This is a genomic window from Pseudomonas sp. S35 (genome assembly GCF_009866765.1).
Taxonomy (GTDB): Bacteria; Pseudomonadota; Gammaproteobacteria; order Pseudomonadales; family Pseudomonadaceae; genus Aquipseudomonas.
This window is the reverse complement of sequence record NZ_CP019431.1, coordinates 6517145-6536843: the sequence shown is the minus strand read 5'-3', so window position 1 is coordinate 6536843 and position 19699 is coordinate 6517145. Positions and strand designations below refer to the sequence as shown.

The 19699-nt window shown below is 61.1% G+C and carries 15 protein-coding genes; 7 read left to right on the top strand and 8 right to left on the bottom strand.

The genetic code is table 11. The annotated features are described in order from the left end of the window. Positions 1-12: 12 nt before the first annotated feature. On the bottom strand, positions 13-498 hold the full coding sequence (locus tag PspS35_RS29640) for an acyl-CoA thioesterase (RefSeq protein WP_003177014.1): 486 nt from the start codon (positions 496-498) through the stop codon (positions 13-15). 292 nt (positions 499-790) lie between these two features. Between PspS35_RS29640 and PspS35_RS29635 the strand changes: the two genes are divergently transcribed. After that, positions 791-2554, top strand: a complete 1764-nt coding sequence (locus PspS35_RS29635; protein WP_159937902.1) for a cation:proton antiporter — start codon at positions 791-793, stop codon at positions 2552-2554. Positions 2555-2630: 76 nt separating this feature from the next. On the opposite strand, the gene PspS35_RS29630 is transcribed toward PspS35_RS29635, so the two are convergent. The 3 genes from PspS35_RS29630 to uvrD all read right to left on the bottom strand — a co-directional run bounded on the left by PspS35_RS29630 (position 2631) and on the right by uvrD (position 6424). After that, the gene (locus PspS35_RS29630; protein ID WP_159937901.1) at positions 2631-3038 is read right to left on the bottom strand and encodes an SMI1/KNR4 family protein; all 408 of its coding nucleotides are present in this window, start codon (positions 3036-3038) and stop codon (positions 2631-2633) included. 143 nt (positions 3039-3181) lie between these two features. Continuing rightward, a complete protein-coding gene (locus PspS35_RS29625) occupies positions 3182-4051 on the bottom strand; it encodes a Tim44 domain-containing protein (protein ID WP_159937900.1) in 870 nt (289 codons plus the stop codon). Between the two features lie 189 nt (positions 4052-4240). Continuing rightward, positions 4241-6424 carry a DNA helicase II gene (gene uvrD, locus PspS35_RS29620; RefSeq protein WP_159937899.1) on the bottom strand — a complete coding sequence of 728 codons (2184 nt, stop codon included), beginning with the start codon at positions 6422-6424 and terminating at the stop codon, positions 4241-4243. 278 nt (positions 6425-6702) lie between these two features. Between uvrD and PspS35_RS29615 the strand changes: the two genes are divergently transcribed. From PspS35_RS29615 to PspS35_RS29605, 3 genes are all read left to right on the top strand, one after another. Beyond that, positions 6703-9585: an EAL domain-containing protein gene (locus tag PspS35_RS29615; RefSeq protein WP_159937898.1), complete on the top strand. Its 2883-nt coding sequence runs from the start codon at positions 6703-6705 to the stop codon at positions 9583-9585. 152 nt (positions 9586-9737) lie between these two features. Next, positions 9738-10604, top strand: a complete 867-nt coding sequence (gene hexR, locus PspS35_RS29610; protein ID WP_003177007.1) for a transcriptional regulator HexR — start codon at positions 9738-9740, stop codon at positions 10602-10604. A gap of 408 nt (positions 10605-11012) precedes the next feature. Continuing rightward, the gene (locus PspS35_RS29605) at positions 11013-11210 is read left to right on the top strand and encodes a hypothetical protein (protein WP_159937897.1); all 198 of its coding nucleotides are present in this window, start codon (positions 11013-11015) and stop codon (positions 11208-11210) included. Here the strand turns inward: PspS35_RS29605 and PspS35_RS29600 are convergent. After that, positions 11140-12114, bottom strand: a complete 975-nt coding sequence (locus tag PspS35_RS29600) for a LysR family transcriptional regulator (RefSeq protein ID WP_159937896.1) — start codon at positions 12112-12114, stop codon at positions 11140-11142. The genes PspS35_RS29605 and PspS35_RS29600 overlap by 71 nt on opposite strands. 195 nt (positions 12115-12309) lie before the next feature. Here PspS35_RS29600 and PspS35_RS29595 point away from each other — a divergent pair, with 195 nt between their 5' ends. Beyond that, on the top strand, positions 12310-13725 hold the full coding sequence (locus PspS35_RS29595; RefSeq protein WP_049710865.1) for an acetyl-CoA carboxylase biotin carboxylase subunit: 1416 nt from the start codon (positions 12310-12312) through the stop codon (positions 13723-13725). Positions 13726-13736: 11 nt separating this feature from the next. Then, on the top strand, positions 13737-15545 hold the full coding sequence (gene oadA, locus PspS35_RS29590; protein ID WP_159937895.1) for a sodium-extruding oxaloacetate decarboxylase subunit alpha: 1809 nt from the start codon (positions 13737-13739) through the stop codon (positions 15543-15545). Positions 15546-15628: 83 nt separating this feature from the next. Here oadA and PspS35_RS29585 read toward each other — a convergent pair whose 3' ends face one another. The 3 genes from PspS35_RS29585 to PspS35_RS29575 all read right to left on the bottom strand — a co-directional run bounded on the left by PspS35_RS29585 (position 15629) and on the right by PspS35_RS29575 (position 18687). Continuing rightward, positions 15629-16942 (bottom strand): autotransporter outer membrane beta-barrel domain-containing protein, encoded by a 1314-nt coding sequence (locus PspS35_RS29585; protein WP_159937894.1) that lies wholly within the window; start codon positions 16940-16942, stop codon positions 15629-15631. Between the two features lie 156 nt (positions 16943-17098). Next, positions 17099-17869, bottom strand: a complete 771-nt coding sequence (locus PspS35_RS29580) for an amino acid ABC transporter permease (protein WP_159937893.1) — start codon at positions 17867-17869, stop codon at positions 17099-17101. Further along, positions 17866-18687: an ABC transporter substrate-binding protein gene (locus PspS35_RS29575; protein ID WP_159937892.1), complete on the bottom strand. Its 822-nt coding sequence runs from the start codon at positions 18685-18687 to the stop codon at positions 17866-17868. The genes PspS35_RS29580 and PspS35_RS29575 overlap by 4 nt, the downstream gene beginning before the upstream one ends. A gap of 112 nt (positions 18688-18799) precedes the next feature. Between PspS35_RS29575 and PspS35_RS29570 the strand changes: the two genes are divergently transcribed. After that, positions 18800-19696 (top strand): homocysteine S-methyltransferase family protein, encoded by an 897-nt coding sequence (locus PspS35_RS29570; RefSeq protein ID WP_159937891.1) that lies wholly within the window; start codon positions 18800-18802, stop codon positions 19694-19696. The last annotated feature ends 3 nt before the right edge of the window (positions 19697-19699 follow it).

The window sequence follows — 19699 nt, the reverse complement described above, 5'->3', positions numbered from 1 at the left end:
GCAGCTCTGGACTTACAGCGCGTCAGCCTTGATTTCCTGGTAGCGCTTTTCCAGCTCCTGGCGAATCTGCCGGCGTTGCTGGGCCTGCACGAACCGGCGCTTGTCTTCGCTGTTGTGGGGTTGCAGCGGCGGCACCGCGGCCGGTTTGCGCTGGTCGTCCACGGCCACCATGGTGAAGAAGCAGCTGTTGGTATGACGCACCGAGCGCTCGCGGATGTTCTCGGTCACCACCTTGATGCCCACTTCCATCGACGTATTGCCGGTGTAGTTGACCGATGCAAGGAACGTCACCAGTTCGCCGACATGGATCGGCTCGCGGAAAATCACCTGGTCCACCGACAACGTCACCACATAGCGACCGGCGTAACGGCTCGCGCAGGCGTAGGCCACTTCGTCGAGGTACTTGAGCAGGGTGCCGCCGTGGACATTGCCTGAGAAGTTGGCCATGTCAGGGGTCATCAATACCGTCATCGACAGCTGGGCGTTTCCGGGTTCCATAGCACACTCACGGGTTGTAGGCATTGGTTGGGGGGGCACCTCTGCGGGTGCTGGAATCTTTGCAGCGCCATCCCTTACGGGACGCCGGTGGGCGGCTTGCCGTCACGCCCGGACCGATCTGTTTCCATATATTGCACCGGCTTTCCGGTGGAAGTCGCGGTGTTAACCTTCAAAAGCCCATCTCAGGGCATTTCTTACGATTAAGGCAGACTTTTCCTTCCGCTCTTTGCGACTTTTCATGTGCGCGGACGGAAGTGGGAAAAGCGCCAGTACCCTCAAGGAGTCCCTCGCCATGCACGCCATCAGCTTTATCCAGGACTTGGCCGTGATCATGCTGGTGGCAGGGGTCGTCACCATCCTGTTTCACCGGCTCAAGCAACCCGTGGTGCTGGGCTACATCGTCGCCGGCTTCATCATCGGCCCCCACACCCCACCGTTCGGCCTGATCCACGACGAAGACACTATCAAGACCCTGGCCGAACTGGGGGTGATCTTCCTGATGTTCTGCCTGGGCCTGGAGTTCAGCCTGCGCAAGCTGTTCAAGGTGGGCGCCACGGCGTTTATCGCGGCCTTCCTGGAAATCATCCTGATGATCTGGATCGGCTATGAAATCGGCCGCTGGTTCGACTGGAACACCATGGATTCGCTGTTCCTCGGCGCGATCCTGGCGATCTCGTCGACCACCATCATCGTCAAGGCGCTCAATGACCTGAAGATGAAAAACCAGCGCTTCGCGCAGCTGATTTTTGGCGTGCTGATCGTCGAGGACATCCTGGGCATCGGCATCATCGCCTTGCTTTCGAGCATCGCCGTCAGCGGCACGGTGAGCTCCGGCGAGGTGTTCTCCACGGTCGGCAAGCTCTCGCTGTTCATGATCGTGGCCTTGGTGATTGGCATCCTGCTGGTGCCGCGCCTGCTGGCCTACGTGGCCAAGTTTGAAAGCAACGAGATGCTGCTGATCACCGTATTGGGCCTGTGTTTCGGTTTCTGCCTGTTGGTGGTCAAGCTTGAATACAGCATGGTGCTGGGCGCTTTCCTGATCGGCGCGATCATGGCCGAATCCAAGCAATTGATTAAGATCGAGCGCCTGATCGAACCGGTTCGTGACATGTTCAGTGCAATCTTCTTCGTGGCCATTGGCTTGATGATCGACCCACAGATCCTGCTGCAATACGCCTGGCCGATCGCGGTGATCACCGTGGCGGTGGTGCTGGGCAAGATGTTGTCCTGCGGCTTGGGCGCATTTATCGCCGGTAATGACGGCCGCACCTCACTGCGCGTGGGGATGGGGCTGTCACAGATTGGTGAGTTTTCCTTCATCATCGCCGCGCTGGGCATGACCTTGCAGGTGACCAGTGACTTCCTGTATCCGGTGGCGGTGGCCGTTTCGGCGATTACCACACTGCTCACGCCGTACCTGATTCGCGGTGCCGACCCGCTGTCGTTGAAGATTGCCGCCGTGATGCCCAAGCGCATGAGCCGGGTGTTCGGCATGTATGGCGAGTGGTTGCGCAGCATTCAGCCTCAGGGCGAGGGCGCGATGCTGGCGTCGATGATCCGCAGAATCATCCTGCAAGTAGGCGTGAACTTGGCGCTGGTGATCGCGATTTTCTTCGCCGGCAGCTTTTTTGCGGCGCGCATTGGTGGGTATCTGGAGGGTTGGATCAGCGATCCAAGCTGGCAGAAGGCGTTGATCTGGGGTGGGGCGTTGCTGTTGTCGCTGCCGTTTTTGATCGCGGCGTACCGCAAGCTCAAGGCGCTGTCGATGTTGCTGGCAGAGATGAGCGTGAAGCCGGAAATGGCCGGGCGGCATACCCAGCGGGTGCGGCGAGTGATTGCCGAGCTGATCCCGATTCTGTCGTTGCTGGTGATTTTCCTGCTATTGGCAGCCTTGTCGGCCAGTATTCTGCCGACCAACAAGTTGCTGGTACTGATTGCCGTGGTCACGGCTGCGGTGGCGGCCGTACTCTGGCGCTGGTTCATCCGTGTGCATACGCGGATGCAGGTGGCCTTGCTGGAGACGCTGGATAACCACAAGGATACGCCGGAGCACTGATGGGCTTGGACGGGGCTGCTTTGCAGCCCAACGGGAGCAAGCTCCCTCACCACAATTGCCCATTCAGTTGGGAGTATCAGCTTTCCAGCCAGACGTCCCGCGCCCAGTGCCACACCGATTCCCAGGTTTCCTCGGTGACGAGTTCTTCTTCGGCCGACCACAGCACCACGGTGCCGTCTTCTTCGACACAGTAGTAGTCGTCGCCGTCCTGGCAGATCGGGATCATGCTGCGGTCAATCCCGGCATCCCAGGCGTTGGCGGCCACGTCCGGCAGGTAGGTGTGGGACTGCGGGTCGGTGACGGTCACCGGCTCCAGGCTGCCGTACACCACGTCGCTGACGGTCAGCAGGAATTCACGGAAGACAAATGGGATATCGATGAACAGCTGTTCTTCGATTTCTACGATCTGGTCTTCGTCAGGCAGTTCCAGAGGAACCGGGACCGGTTCGTTGGCTTCACGCAATTGTTCGATGATTTCTTCCACGGCCGGGATCCTCTTGCTAGATGGCGCGGTTAATAGGGGCGTTTTATACAGTAGCTCGCTATAAGTGCAACCGTGAAATAGAAAACCCCGGACATGAGGCATGTCCGGGGTTTTTTGTTACGGCTAGCTCAAGCGCGTGGGTATCAGCCGTTCTGGCGGATACCGGCGACCAGCCAAGGCTGGTTGTCGCCTTGCGGGCGTTCCATGTTCCAGCTTTCGCTGAACACTTCGCCCTGGTCGAAGCGCGAGGTCTTCGACACGCCGCTGAAGGTCAGGGTGGCGATGGTCTTGTCGGCGCGGTCATCCACACCTTCCAGCTGCACGCGCAGGTCGTCGATGTAGGTCGACTGGAACGCATCGCCGATCTCGGCGCGTTCGCGCTTGAGGAACTCCAGCAGTTGCGGGGTCACGAACTCGGCGATCTTGTCCATTTCGTTGGCGTCCCAGTGTTGCTGCAGGGACTGGAAGTGGTTGCGGGCCGCTTCGACGAAACGCTCTTCGTTGAACCAGGCTGGAGCGTTGATCACCGGACGGGCCGCAGCAGGGGCTGGCGAACCACCGAAGATCGAACCCATGGCGGGTTTTTGCTCGAACACTTCACGCTGCATCGGCGCGCCGGCTGGAGCCATGTGCTCCTGCTGCTTGCGACGACGGGCCGCGATAAAGCGGAAGATCACAAACGCGATGACCGCCAGGATCAACATGTCGAAGATCTGCATGCCCTGGAAGCCGCCGCCCATGAACATGGACGCGAGCAGGCCACCGGCCGCGATACCGGCCAGAGGGCCCAGCCAGCGCGAAGCACCGCCGGCCTTGGCAGCAGCGCCAGCAGCACCGGCTGCGCCTGCGGTAGCCGCAGCACCGCCCGCACCCGCGGATGGCGCCATTTGGCTGGTCTGGTGAGTCGGTGCCGCGCCAGAGCTTTTGCCGCCACCGAAGCGTTTGGCGTTGGCGTCGAGGCTCATCGTCAGGCCGATGCACAACGCCATGGCGATGCTAAGAAAACGTTTCATAAAGGGAATTCCCATTTGTGGATTGCACGCGCGCCATGTTGCACAGGTGTAATGACAGTGGCTAGCGACATAATGTTTCGGGCTTTTGCGTAAGACCGATTCCGAAGGGTCTGTAGGACTAATCAAAGATATTGGCCCGCACTCGTTAAAAACAAGAGCGGGCCAATAAGCTTCATGTAGGCAAATGTTTCAGACGGCTTCGAGTTTCGCGTAACCCATCATCAGCCACTTGCTGCCTTCGGCGAAGTTCACCTGCACCCGCGCCTGGGCCCCAGCGCCTTCGAAGTTGAGGATCACCCCCTCGCCGAAGACCGAGTGCCTGACCTGCTGGCCAAGGCTGAACTGGGTTTGCGGAATCTCGGAGCCGGCGAACATGTTGCTGGAGTTTTGCTGCTGGCCACCGCCGAACGGGCGGCTGACGCTGTTGGACAGGCGCACTTCCTGGATCAGGCCCTTCGGTACTTCACGTACGAAGCGCGACACCTTGTTGTAGGTCTCGCTGCCGTACAGGCGTCGGGTCTCGGCGTAGGTCATCACCAGGTTCTGCATCGCCCGGGTGATACCCACGTAGGCCAGGCGCCGTTCTTCCTCAAGGCGACCGGGCTCTTCCAGGCTCATCTTGTGGGGGAACAGGCCTTCTTCCATGCCCACCAGGAACACGTACGGAAACTCCAGGCCTTTGGCGCTGTGCAAGGTCATCAGCTGGACGCTGTCTTCATGCTCATCGGCCTGGGTGTCGCCGGCTTCCAGCGAAGCATGGCCGAGGAAGGCCGCGAGCGGGGTCAGCTCTTCGTCTTCCTCGGTGTTTTCGAACGCACGGGCGGCGCTGACCAGTTCCTCAAGGTTTTCTACCCGGGCCTGGCCTTTCTCGCCTTTTTCCGCTTCGTGGTAGGCAATCAGCCCGGACTGCTCGATCACGGTCTGGGTCATCAAATGCAGGGGCATTTCCAGGCACTTGGCGGCGAGGTTCTCGATCAGCTCGACAAACACACCCAGCGCACCGGCAGCGCGGCCGGTCAGGCCTTTGTTGGCGATGAGCAGGCGCATCGCTTCCCACATCGACACATCGGCGTGGCGCGCGTGGTCGCGGATCGCTTCGACGGTTTTTTCGCCGATGCCACGGGCCGGGATATTGATCACCCGCTCCAGCGCCGCATCGTTGCCTCGACCTTCCAGCAAGCGCAGGTAGGCCATGGCGTTCTTGATTTCCGCCCGCTCGAAGAAGCGCTGGCCGCCATAGATGCGGTACGGGATGCGCTCGCGCAGCAAGGCTTCTTCCAATACCCGCGATTGGGCGTTTGAACGGTACAGGATCGCGATATCGCTGCGCGCCAGGCCGGTTTTCAACGCGCTTTCGATGGTTTCCACCACGTAGCGCGCTTCATCGTGCTCGTTGAAGGCGGCATACAGGTTGATTGCTTCGCCCTCACCGCCGTCGGTCCACAGTTCTTTACCCATGCGCCCGGTGTTGTTGGCGATCAAGGCGTTGGCGGCCTTGAGGATACCGGCAGTAGAGCGGTAGTTCTGCTCCAGGCGGATGGTGATCGCGTCCGGGAAGTCGTCGGAATACTGGTAGATGTTCTCGATTTTCGCGCCGCGCCAGCCATAGATCGACTGATCGTCGTCACCCACGACCATCAGGCTGTCGCCGCCCTTGGCCAGCAGGCGCAACCAGGCGTACTGCACGGCGTTGGTGTCCTGGAACTCGTCCACCAGGATGTGCCGGAAACGTTTCTGGTAATGGGCCAGCAAACCGGGGTTGTCGCGCCACAGGTCGAGGGCGCGCAGCAGCAGTTCGGAGAAGTCGATCACGCCGGCGCGTGCACAGGCCGCCTCATAGGCTTCATAAATGCTGCGCATGGTGGCCAGGAACAAATCGCCGCTGGCCTGGATATGTTGCGGGCGCAAGCCTTCGTCTTTCTGGCCGTTGATAAACCACTGCGCCTGACGCACCGGCCAACGCTGTTCGTCGAGGCCCAGCTCGCGGATCACCCGCTTGACCAGGCGTTGCTGGTCATCGCTGTCGAGGATCTGGAAGGTCTGGGCGAGCCCGGCTTCCTGCCAATGCGCCCGCAACAAGCGGTGCGCCAGGCCGTGGAAGGTGCCGACCCACATGCCGGCCGGGCTGATGCCCATCAACTGCTCGATGCGGTGGCGCATCTCGGCAGCGGCCTTGTTGGTGAACGTCACCGACAGGATGGAATGCGGGGACGCGTTTTCGACCTGGATCAACCAGGCGATACGGTGCACCAGCACTCGGGTTTTACCGGAGCCAGCACCGGCCAGGACCAACTGACGGCCAACGGGGGCCGCTACGGCCTGGCGTTGGGCATCGTTGAGGGAGTTCAGCAAAAGAGAGAGATCATCGCGCATCGGCGCATTCTAGGGTGCTGGGGGGAGTCGGGCAAATCCCAATGCCGGGTGGTCGATGGAAAATAACCGGCGCGATCGGGCCGGTTCAACATTCTGTCTGGGGTGATGACCGGTCAGTCAATGGCCGCAGCCCGCGCTGGGTCTCGCTCAAGCTGTCTGGCCCCAAGCTTTGCGGTGTGCGGCCGGGCATTTTTTATGACATGGAGCAGTTTGGCCCAAGCGCTTGCTTGTGTATGCTCCGTCGACGTTTCGGGCTCACCATTATAAGAACATTGCCTATGACCCTCAGCACCGACCTGCTCGGCCACTCGATGGCCCCCGCGCAGGTTATCCGCAAACACTACGCCACTGAGATGGCGGTTGAGCGCACGCGCCTGCTGTACCAAGGCTCGTTGCTGCCCACCTTGTTAATGTTGGTCAACGGCCTGGTCTGCGCCTGGCTGCTGTGGAACCCCAAACAATACCTGCTCGACAGCATCTGGCTGGTGTGGCTGCTGGCGCTGGTGGCCATGCGCGTGATCCAGGTGGCGGCGTTTGATTCGGCGATGCCCAGCCGCCAGGCCCAGCCGGTCTGGCGGCGCATGTTCATGCTCGGTTCGGCGGTCAGCGGCCTGACCCTGGCCACTGCCGCCATCGCCCTGGTGCCGGTGGACAGCTTTATGCAACAGGCCTGGGTGTTCGGCCTGATCGGCGCCGCGACGTTATCGGCCAGCGTTGCCTATGCGGTGAGCCTGCCGGCGTTCCTTTCATTCGCGTTGCCGTGCCTGGTGCCGGCGATTGTCTATCTCTTCTGGAACGGTGCCCCGCAACAACAAGGCTGGGGCGTGCTTGGCCTGATTCTGCTGGCGTCCCTGAGCCTGGTGGCGTGGCAGGTCAACCGCCTGATCCAGCGCGGGTTGTTGCGACGCTTCCAGAACCAGGCGCTGATCGAACACCTTCAGCAGGCGCAGCAGCGCAGCGAGCAGTTGAATCAGGATTTGGTGCGTGAAGTCGAGCAGCGCCGCCAGGTCGAGCAGGAATTGCGCGAAGCCCAGGTAGGCCTGCAGGACCGTGTGGCGCAACGCAGCCAGGAACTGGACGTTGCCAGCCTGGCCCTGAATAAAAGTGAAGCGCGCCTGGCTATGGCCCTGCAAGCCAGTGAATTGGGCCTGTGGGACTGGAACCTGCAGACCGATGAAGTCCACCACACCCAACTCAAGGAGCTGTTCGGCCTGGAGCCGGAGTACGTCACGGCCATGCTGGGCCACCTCAAGCCGCGCCTGCACCCCGATGACTTGCCGCTGCTCAAGCGCGCGCTGGTGGAGCACTTGAAGGGGCGCACCGAGGATTACCAGGTGGAGTACCGCGTGCGCCATGGCGATGGGCACTGGGTGTGGATCGAAGACCGTGGCCGCGCCGTGGAGCGTGCGCCCAGCGGGCGAGTGATTCGAATGCTCGGCACGCGCCGCGACATCAGTGCCGGTAAAGCGTTGGAGGAACAGCAACGGCTGGCCTCGACGGTATTCGAAGCCGCCAGCGAAGGCATTGTGATCCTCGATCCGGACTACGCGTTGATCGCGGTCAACCAGGCGTTCAGCCGCGTGACGGGCTTTGAAATCGACGACATGCTCGGTCGCAACGTGGTGGAGCTACCCAGCAGCCGGGATGCCCGGCGCCATTTCCCGGTGATCCGCCAGGCGTTGCTCAGCCACGGCACCTGGCAGGGTGAGTTGGTGGAGACCCGCAAGAACGGCGAGCTCTACCCGCAGTGGCTGCAACTGAATGTGGTACGCGATGTTCGCGGAAAAGTCAGCCATATCGTGGGCTTCTTCGCTGATCTGTCGGCGCGGCGCGAGTCCGAGGAGCGCATGCGCTACCTCACGCACTACGACGAATTGACCGGCCTGGCCAACCGCTCGCTGTTTCGCGAACGGTTGCGCGAAGCCCACCAGCGCGTACGCCAGGGCGGTCGCAGCCTGGCGTTGCTGCATATCAACCTCGACCGTTTCAAGTTGCTCAATGACAGCCTGGGTCATGAAGTGGCCGACCAGTTGCTGCAAAAAATGGCCCGTCGGTTGATCAACGCGTTGCCTGAAGCCGACACCATTGCGCGCCTGTCCGGTGATGAGTTCGCCGTGTTGTTCGACGCCTACGGCAACTTGTCGAGTCTGGCGCGGGTGGCCACGCGGCTGCTGGCCAAACTGCGGGTGCCGGTGACGGTGGAGGGGCATGAGTTGGTGGTCAGCGCCTCGATGGGTGTCAGCCTGCTGCCAGACAATGCGCGGGAAATTTCCGAGTTGGTCAGCCAATCGAACATGGCCATGCAGCACGCCAAGCACCTGGGCGGCAATAACTTCCAGTTCTACACCGACAGCCTGCAAGCCAGTACCCTAGAGCGCTTGCAGTTGGAAAACCACCTGCGCAAAGCCATCGACGAGCGCCAGCTTTCGGTGTTCTACCAGCCGAAACTGTGCCTGGCCACCGGCAAGCTCAATGCTGCCGAAGCGCTGATTCGCTGGGAGCATCCGCAATGGGGCATGGTGCCGCCCTGCGACTTTATCGGGCTGGCTGAAGAAACGGGCCTGATCGTGCCGCTGGGCGAATTCGTGTTGCGCCAGGCCTGCTGGCAAGCCTGCGAATGGCAGCGCCAGGGGCTGGCGCCGATTCGGGTATCGGTGAACCTGTCGGTGCACCAGTTGCGTCAGGGCAAGTTGGTCAGCCTGGTGCGCCAGGTGTTGGAAGAGACCGGGCTGGACCCGCAATACCTGGAGTTGGAGCTGACCGAGAGCCAACTGCTCGACAGCGTCGAACACATCATCGCCACCTTCCAACAACTGCGGGACTTGGGGGTGAAGCTGGCCATCGACGACTTTGGCACGGGCTATTCGTCCCTCAGCTACCTCAAACGCATCCCCGTGGATTACGTGAAGATCGACCAGACGTTTATCCGTGGGCTCGGGCAGGGGCGCGAGGATGCGGCTATCACCCGGGCGATCATCGCCATGGCCCACGGCTTGGCGCTCAAGGTCGTGGCCGAAGGCGTGGAAGATCAGCAGCAACTGGACTTCCTGCGGTTTGAGCGTTGTGACGAAGTGCAGGGTTACTTGATCAGCCGGCCGATGCCGGCCGAAGGCTTGGCAGATTTGTTACGGCAAAATGCAGATTTTCCCTGGGGACGCTGACCCCGCCGCTGTGGCTACAAAGCTCTCGCCCTTTGAATCAGAGGGCAGCAGGGCGATTTAGTGGTGCGTCAGACGGGCAAAACGACAATTCTTGTAGTATAACTACAAGCTTGCTACATCCCCTGGCCCTGCCAATAACAAGAGTCCGTCCTTTGAACCTGTTGCAACATATCGCCCAGTCGCGCCACCTGTTACGCAAATCGGAACTCAAGGTTGCCGATCACGTGCTGCTTGACCCTGCGGCCGTGATGCACAGTTCCATGGCCGACCTGGCTCACAGCGTGGGCATCAGCGAGCCGACCATCGTGCGCTTCTGCCGCGCCATCGGTTGCTCCGGGTTCCAGGACCTGAAACTCAAGCTGGCCCAGAGCCTGGCTGCTGGCGCGAGTTTCGGGCAGTTTGCGATCCACGAAGATGATTCCGTCGCCGACTACAGCCTCAAGATCTTCGATACCACCTTGCACACCCTCATGGAAGTGCGCGAGAAGCTCGACCCCGTTGAGCTGCAAAAGGCCGTGACGGCCATGTCCCAGGCCCAGCGTGTGGAGTTCTATGGCTTCGGTGCGTCCGGCGCGGTGGCGGCGGATGCTCAGCATAAATTCTTCCGGCTGCTGCTGACGGCGGCGGCCTACAGCGACCCGCACATGCAGGCGATGTCGGCGGTGACCTTGAAACCGACGGACGTGGCGATCTGTATTTCCCAGTCTGGCCGCTCCAAAGACCTGCTGATCACCGCCAACCTGGTGCGTGAAAGCGGCGCGTCGCTGATCACCCTGTGCCCGAGCCAGACGCCATTGGCCGAACTGTCCACGGTCAACCTGGCGATCGACGTACATGAAGACACCGAGATCTACACCCCGCTGACCTCGCGCATTGCCCATCTGGTGGTGATCGACGTGTTGGCGATGGGCGTGGCGATGGCGCGCGGGCCGAGCCTGGTCAACCACCTCAAGAGCGTGAAGCGCAGCTTGCGTAGCCTGCGGTTGTCGCCCAAGTCGGTCAAAGCCCTCGACGACTGATTCAAGGTTGCATTCGTTCCAAATGTGGGAGGGGGCCGGCCCCCGATGGCCATAGGTATCTACACAACTTTCCGTGGATGCTGAATCTATGTCAAATGAGCTGTTGTAGTGAGCGGGCTTGCCCCGCGCTGGGCTGCGCAGCAGCCCCAACAAGGTCACCGCTGAGTGCCAGAATCAATCGAGGTGAGCGTTTTGGGGCTGCTGCGCAGCCCAGCGCGGGGCAAGCCCGCTCACCACAGCGTTATGTATCTGCCTTTAAGAGTTGTGTAGATACCTATGGCCATCGGGGGCTGGCCACCTCCCACATTTGCATCTTCTGTGCGTCCAGAATCTTCACCAGGCTGTCATCGTCATGTCATCCGTCGAGCCGATCCTGAACTCCCTCGTACTCGCATTGGGAGACTCAAAATGGCCCGTCCCTACGAAGACAGCAACAGCGCGGTAAAGACCCGTCGTCAGCAGGAAGACCAGCGCCGCATGGCGTTCCGTCGCGCGATCGAAGACCGTTGCCAGGAGCGCCAACTGCTCCAGAGCATCAGTGACTACCCAGAACTCCACTGGCAGGCGCCCGCGGCTGCCCAGCGAAGCGCTCAGCCAACGCGCTGATCTGCACCCGTTCGCTGCGGATAAAGCCCAGGAACGCATGGGCCACCGGTGACAGGCGCTTGGCCTTGGCCTGCACCAGGCACCAACTGCGGTACAGCGGCAGTTCTTCCACCGGCAGCTCCTTGAGCCCGCCGGTGGCCAGTTCCATGTTCACCGCATGGCGCGTCAGCAAGGCCACGCCCAGGCCTGCGCAGACGCATTCACGTTGCGCCTCGGCCGAGGCCACTTCTACCGTCTGGGTGAAGTGCACGCGTTTTTCCTTGAAATATTCCTCGCAGGCCATTCGCGTGCCGGAGCCCGGTTCGCGCACCAACAGTGTGTAAGGCTCCAGGTCTTGCAGGCGCAGCGGCCCCTGCAGGCTCAACGGATGATCGGGCGGCGCCACGGCGACAATCGGATTATTGAGAAATGGCAGGAATTCCAGACCCATGTCCTGGGGCACCATAGACATGATCACCAGGTCGTCACGGTTGTCCGAGAGGCGCCGGATCACCTGGGCGCGGTTGACCACTGTGAGGTGCAGTTGCACTTCAGGGTGCTGGCGCTTGAACGCGGCAAACAGGTGCGGCACGAAGTATTTGGCACTGGATTCAATCGCGAGCTTGAGTTGGCCCTGCAGCGAACCCTGCATGTCCGACAGCTGCATATCGAGGTTTTCCAGGCGCCCGAATATATCGCGGCTGGCCCTTTGCAGCGCTTCGGCGGCCTCGGTCATGTAGAGTTTTTTGCCGACGTAATCGAACAGCGGCTGGCCGATCAGCTCTTCCAACTGGCGAATTTGCAGGCTCACGGCCGGTTGTGTGAGGGACATTTCCTCGGCGGCACGGCTGTATGAACGCAAATCGCACACTTCGTTGAAGATCTGCAATTGACGCAATGTCATACGCATCAATGACTTACGCATAATTCAAATTCCTGCCCCGACCGTGATGCGCTGACTATAAGTCTTTACTTATACACAACCCAATAATTATTGATTTTTGTTAATCCCTGCTGGGGCTTAGTGTGTGTCTCGCGACTGTCATGAAACATTTAGTCACGCGCCGACCCGGCTCCAGCGGGTCGAAGAACGCAGCAATCGGCTCAAGGGAATTTCCAAGTGATAAAAAAGATCCTGATCGCCAACCGTGGTGAAATTGCCGTACGAATCGTGCGTGCCTGCGCCGAGATGGGCATTCGCTCGGTCGCGGTCTATTCCGACGCCGACCGCCACGCGTTGCACGTTAAACGTGCCGACGAAGCCCACAGCATTGGTGCCGAGCCTTTGGCCGGTTACCTGAACCCGCGCAAGTTGGTGAACCTGGCCGTGGAAACCGGCTGCGATGCATTGCACCCCGGCTACGGTTTCCTGTCGGAAAACGCCGAGCTGGCAGACATCTGCGCCGAGCGTGGGATCAAGTTCATCGGCCCGTCCGCTGAAGTGATCCGCCGCATGGGCGACAAGACCGAAGCGCGCCGCAGCATGATCAAGGCCGGTGTACCGGTTACGCCAGGCACCGAAGGCAACGTCGCCGACATCGCCGAAGCCCTCACCGAAGGCGACCGCATCGGTTACCCGGTGATGCTCAAGGCCACTTCCGGTGGTGGCGGTCGCGGGATTCGGCGTTGCAACAGTCGCGAAGAACTTGAACAAGCCTTCCCCCGCGTCATCTCCGAAGCCACCAAGGCGTTCGGTTCGGCGGAAGTCTTCCTGGAAAAATGCATCGTCAATCCCAAGCACATCGAGGCGCAGATCCTCGGTGACAGCTTTGGCAACGTGGTGCACCTGTTCGAGCGCGATTGCTCGATCCAGCGTCGCAACCAGAAGCTCATCGAAATCGCCCCAAGCCCACAGTTGACCCCTGAACAGCGCGCCTACATCGGTGACCTGTCGGTGCGCGCCGCCAAGGCCGTGGGCTACGAGAACGCCGGCACCGTGGAGTTCCTGCTCGCCGAGGGCGAGGTGTACTTCATGGAGATGAACACCCGGGTGCAGGTGGAACACACCATCACCGAGGAAATCACCGGGATCGACATCGTTCGTGAACAGATCCGCATCGCCTCGGGCCTGCCGCTGTCGGTGAAGCAGGAAGACATCCAGCACCGTGGTTTCGCGTTGCAGTTTCGCATCAACGCCGAAGACCCGAAAAACAACTTTCTTCCCAGCTTCGGCAAGATCACCCGCTACTACGCGCCCGGCGGCCCCGGCGTGCGCACCGACACGGCGATCTACACCGGCTACACCATCCCGCCGTTCTACGACTCCATGTGCCTGAAACTGGTGGTGTGGGCGTTGACCTGGGAAGAAGCTATGGACCGCGGCCTGCGTGCCCTGGACGACATGCGCCTGCAAGGCGTGAAGACTACCGCCGCGTACTATCAGGAAATCCTGCGCAACCCGGAATTCCGCAGTGGCCAGTTCAACACCAGCTTCGTTGAAGCCCACCCTGAGCTGACCAACTACTCGATCAAGCGCAAACCCGAAGAGCTGGCCCTGGCCATCGCCGCCGCCATCGCCGCCCACGCAGGCCTGTGAGGAATACAACAATGTCCAAGAAAATCTTTGTCACCGACACCATCCTGCGCGACGCCCACCAATCGTTGCTGGCCACTCGCATGCGCACCGACGACATGCTGCCGATCTGCGACAAGCTCGACAAAGTCGGCTACTGGTCCCTGGAAGTGTGGGGCGGCGCGACCTTCGACGCCTGCGTACGTTTTTTGAAAGAAGACCCGTGGGAGCGCCTGCGCAAACTGCGCGCCGCGTTGCCTAACACCCGCCTGCAAATGCTGCTGCGTGGCCAGAACCTGCTGGGCTACCGCCACTACAGCGACGACGTGGTCAAAGCCTTCGTGGCCAAGGCCGCCGTCAACGGTATCGACGTGTTCCGCATCTTCGACGCCATGAATGACGTGCGTAACCTGCGCGTGGCCATCGAAGCGGTGAAAGCGGCCGGCAAACATGCCCAGGGCACCATCGCCTACACCACCAGCCCGGTGCACACCATCGAAGCGTTCGTGGCCCAGGCCAAGCAGTTGGAATCCATGGGTTGCGACTCGATCGCGATCAAGGACATGGCTGGCCTGCTGACGCCGTACGCCACCGGCGAACTGGTCAAGGCGTTGAAGGCCGAGCAGAACCTGCCGATCTTCATCCACTCCCACGACACCGCCGGCTTGGCCGCGATGTGCCAACTCAAGGCCATCGAAAACGGTGCCGACCATATCGACACCGCTATCTCCAGCTTCGCCTGGGGCACCAGCCACCCGGGCACCGAGTCGATGGTCGCCGCCCTTAAGGGCAGCGAATTCGACACCGGCCTGAGCCTGGAGCTGCTGCAAGAGATCGGCCTGTACTTCTATGCCGTGCGCAAGAAGTACCACCAGTTCGAAAGCGAATTCACCGCCGTCGACACCCGCGTGCAAGTCAACCAGGTCCCGGGCGGGATGATTTCCAACCTGGCCAACCAATTGAAAGAGCAGGGCGCGCTCAACCGCATGAGCGAAGTGCTGGCCGAAATCCCGCGTGTGCGTGAAGACCTTGGCTTCCCGCCACTGGTCACGCCCACGTCGCAGATCGTCGGCACCCAGGCGTTCTTCAACGTGTTGGCCGGCGAGCGTTACAAGACCATCACCAACGAAGTGAAGCTGTACCTGCAAGGCGGCTACGGCAAAGCGCCGGGCACCGTGAACGAGAAGCTGCGTCGCCAGGCCATCGGCAGCGAAGAAGTGATCGACGTGCGCCCAGCCGACTTGCTCAAGCCAGAGATGACCAAGCTGCGCGGTGAAATCGGCGCGCTGGCCAAGTCCGAAGAAGACGTGCTGACCTACGCCATGTTCCCGGACATTGGCCGCAAGTTCCTCGAAGAACGCGACGCCGGCACCTTGGCCCCGGAAGTGCTGTTGCCAATCCCTGAAGCCGGCGGCGTTGCCCGTGCCGGTGGCGAAGGCGTGCCGACCGAGTTCGTCATCGACGTGCACGGTGAAAGCTACCGCGTGGACATCACCGGTGTCGGCGTGAAAGCCGAAGGCAAGCGCCACTTCTACCTGTCCATCGACGGCATGCCCGAAGAAGTGGTGTTCGAACCGCTCAATGAGTTCGTCGGCGGCGGCAGCAGCAAGCGCAAGCAGGCCAGCGAGCCAGGGCATGTCAGTACCGCGATGCCAGGCAATATCGTCGACGTGTTGGTCAAGGAAGGCGACGTGGTCAAGGCCGGCCAGGCAGTGCTGATCACCGAGGCCATGAAGATGGAAACCGAAGTGCAGGCAGCGATTGCCGGCAAGGTGACTGCCGTTCACGTGGCCAAGGGCGACCGGGTGAACCCTGGCGAAATCCTGATTGAAATCGAAGGCTGATACAGCCTTCGACACTACCGTTTAATCCTCGGGGGAGCAGGTGCTCCCCTTTTTTTTGCCTGATTATCCGGCCCCCACGTGGCTTAGAACGCCATTGCCCACTGGCCCATCAAGCCCTGGTTGCGACTGTTGCTGCCGAACTCTGCGGAATAGGTCAGGCCGACGCTGTGTTCATTCGACAGCGCCATGTCCAGGCCGGTGCGCATCGCCAGGCTGTTACGGTCCAGGGAGGTGCCACCGATGGTGAATCCTTCGGTGAAACTCGCGATTTCTTCCCATGCAAACGACTGGCGAACGCTGCTGTCGACGTTGCCATACAGATGTTTCCAACTGGTGCTCAGGTGCGGTGTGAGGGTCAGTTGGTTGTCCAGGCTAAAGTCTTTGGTCAATCGGAGGCCGAAGGTGCTGCTGAGGTTTTGCTGGGTCTGCGAGCCGACGTTCAGCGCGGTATGGCCGCCCTTTTCCTGGAAGCGGTCACGGTGATAACGCTGGAACCCTACACCGGCAAAGGGCTCGGCGCGCAAGCCGCCGGTATCGATCTGATAACCCGTCTCGGCGAAAATGTTCTGGCTCTGGGCTTTGTAGCTGCCCGTCAGGTTTTCGCGATGGTCCAGGAAGTTGACGTCGACGGCACGTTTATTCTGCCCAGCATGGCGGCTGTAGAGTGCCCCCAGGCGCAACGCCAGGGGGCCGTCCTGGCGAACGCCATACGCGCCGAGGTGCCAGCTGTCCACTTCGCCCTTGAAGCGCTTGGCGCTCAGGTCGCTGTCAGACTTGCCACCGACGGCACCCGCCCGCCAGACGTGGTCTATCGACCAGTCGGCACCCAGCAACAGCCCTTTGTCACGTTGCTTCAAACCGTCGTTGCCGTCTTGAGCATCCAGCTTGCCGGTATTACCCAGGGCCTGGAACCACACGCGCCCGCCTTCTTGGGTGTCGCCATCCACCTGACGTATTGCCGACAACAGGCTGGCATTGAGCTGCCTCATGTTGTTTTGGGTGGCGGTGCCCAAGTTGGCGTTCTGGCTACCCGCCAACTGTTCAAGTACCACGCCCAATTGGCCCGGCTCCAGTCCGTTCAGTCTCCAGAGATACCGTCTAATGTCTTGTTTTGTCCCATAGTCCACCTCGTCCGAGGCCAGTGCTGCTTGCACAGTAGAGTCGAGCGCACGGGCGGCACTCAGGGCATTCTGACTGACGGCCTGGTTGGCGAACCGGAAGTCTGGTCTGTGGAACGCTGGTTTGATAGGCGCATCTGCCTTGCCCCGATGGACGAAAAGTGGCTCATCGGTGTCTTGCTCTGGCTCCATGTCGCCTCGTGCCTGGACGTATTGAGCGCTGGTGGCTCCCAGTATCAGGGTCATGGCGAGCGCGAGTTGTTTCGGTATGAGCGGCATGTAAACCCACCTCTTGATGTATGAGGCGGGGAATTTAGCGGGGGTGGGGTGGGATAACTGTCAGTCCCGGTGCCGCTCGCTTGCGGGAGATGTCTCTAGTGCGCTGCGATTAAGCACGCTGCACCCTAGGGCTGATTACTATGACGCTACTGATCTTTACCCACGCCTTGCATACCCTTTGCCATAGTGGCGTTCCATCCGCGCCTGGATCAGTTCCAGCCCGAGGGACATCACCCAGTAGATAATCGCGGCCGTGGTGAGCATCTCAATGTAGCGGTAGCTTGAGCGCCCATAGGATTGCGCCAGGAACATCACTTCCCACACGCCCATCACCGAGATCAGGGACGAATCCTTGAGCATGGAGATGAACTGGTTGGTGGCGGGCGGAACAATGGTGCGCATGGCCTGGGGCAGGGTGACGTGCCAGAAGATCGCACTGTCGCGCATGCCCAGCGCCAGGGCGGCTTCGCGCTGGCCGTGGGGTACGCCGAGGATACCGGCGCGGAAGATTTCGCTCAGGTAGGCGCCATAGTTCAGCGACAACGCGATGATCCCGGCGACGATGGCGCCCGGCACCAGGCCCAGTTGCGGCAGGCCCAGGTAGATCAGCAGGATCTGGATCAGCAGCGGCGTGCCGCGAAAGAACGAGGCGTAGAAGCTGGCGATGCCAAACGCCACGGCACTTTTCGACAGACGCCCCAGCGCGGTGATAAAGCCCAGCACCGACGAGGCCACCATCGAGCACAGGCACAAAAACACCGTCAGCGCCGCGCCTTGCAAAAAGCCGTTGGGCGCCAGGTGCAGGCCGACCAGGTTGGGCAGCTTGTCGAGGATGATCGAGAACTTCAGGTCAAAGCTCAGGAAGAAGCTCGCAAACAGCACGAACAGCGCCGCCCAGGTCAGGTAAAGCCGTACGCGAAAGCTCATCGGCTGATATCAGCGCCGATCCATTTTTGCGACAGCTTGCTCAAGGTGCCGTCCTGTTTAAGCTGGGCAAACACCTCACGCACTTTGCTGTCCCACGCGGCGTCGCCTTTTTCGATGGCCACCGAGTTGGGTTCCGAGTACAGCGGTTCGCCAGCCAGCTTGAAACGCTTGTCCTGGGTCAGGCGCGGTTGGGCGGTGACCAGGTTGGTGAGGATTGCATCCAGGCGCACGCCGGCGCCCAGGCCCAGATCCTGGAAGGCGATATTGTCGGTGTCGTACGGGGCGATCTGCACGTCCTCGAACGGGTACTGCAACTGTGTGTCTTCGGCGCCTTCGATCACCAGGTTCTTGTTCAGGTAGCTTTCATAGCTGGAGGCGCTGGTGAGGCCGACTTTCTTGCCGCTCAGGTCCTTGGCGGCGTGGATGCGGTCATCCTTGGCATTGACCACGATCACGGCCGGGGAGGCGTAGTACTCCACCGGGAAATCAAACACTTCGGCGCGGGCCTTGCTCGGGGTCATCGAGCAGATGCAGATGTCGTAGCGCCCGCTCCAGCGGCCGGCGGCGATCACGTCCCAGGACGGCGTCTCCAGGCGCAGCTTCACGCCCAGTTTCTGCGCCACGGCCTTGGCTACATCGACGTCGAAGCCATCGAGCTGGTTCTGGTCATTGAGGAACGAGAACGGCGGGTAGCTTTCCATCAGCACGCCCACCAGCTCTTTTTTCTGTTCTATCCGCTCCAGCGTGGCCCCGCCGAAGGCTTGGGTCGAGGCAGCCAGTGTCATCAGGCCCAGGGCCACCAGGGGTTTAAGTTTCACGAAGGACACCTTTAGAAAAAAGAGTTGTTATGTACGGAATTGAACGTATTAAATAGTTATAAGAACGACTCTCATAGTGAGTTATTTTCATAAGCTTATGAGTAAAAAGCATATGGGCGAAAAAACTGTAATCCTCGATGGTGGCATGGGCCGCGAACTGCAACGCCGTGGCGCGCCGTTCCGTCAGCCGGAGTGGTCGGCGTTGGCCTTGAGCGAAGCACCGCAGGCGGTGGAGGCGGTACACGCCGCTTACATCGACAGCGGCGCGAACGTGATCACCAGCAACAGCTACGCGGTGGTGCCGTTTCATATCGGTGAAGCGCGGTTTGCGGCTGAAGGCCAAGCCCTGGCGGCGTTGGCGGGTGAGTTGGCGCGCCGTGCAGTGGATGCATCCGGCAAACCCGTGCGGGTGGCCGGGTCGCTGCCGCCGTTGTTTGGCTCGTATCGCCCCGATCTGTTCGAGGCCGGTCGGGTGACCGAACTGCTGACGCCTCTGGTGCAGGGCCTGGCGCCCCATGTCGACCTGTGGCTGGCGGAAACCCAGAGTTCGATCGTCGAAGCGCAGGCGATCAAGGCCGGCCTGCCGCAGGATGGCAAGCCGTTCTGGCTGTCATTTACCTTGAAGGACGAAGACACCGACGACGTCCCGCGCCTGCGTTCCGGCGAGCCGGTGGCAGACGCCGCCGAAGCGGCGGCGCAGTTGGGTGTGCAGGTACTGCTGTTCAATTGCAGCCAGCCGGAAGTGATCGGTGCAGCCATCGACGCAGCGCGCCAGACCTTCGAGCGCCTGGGCGTGGCGATCCAGATCGGTGCGTACGCCAACGCCTTCCCGCCGCAGCCCAAGGAAGCCACGGCCAACGATGGCCTGGACCCGTTGCGCGACGACCTCGACCCACCGGGCTACCTGCAGTGGGCGGCGGACTGGCACAAGCGCGGTGCCAGCCACCTGGGCGGTTGCTGCGGAATCGGGCCGGAGCACATTGCGGTGCTGGCCCAGAAGCTGAAGTAAGGC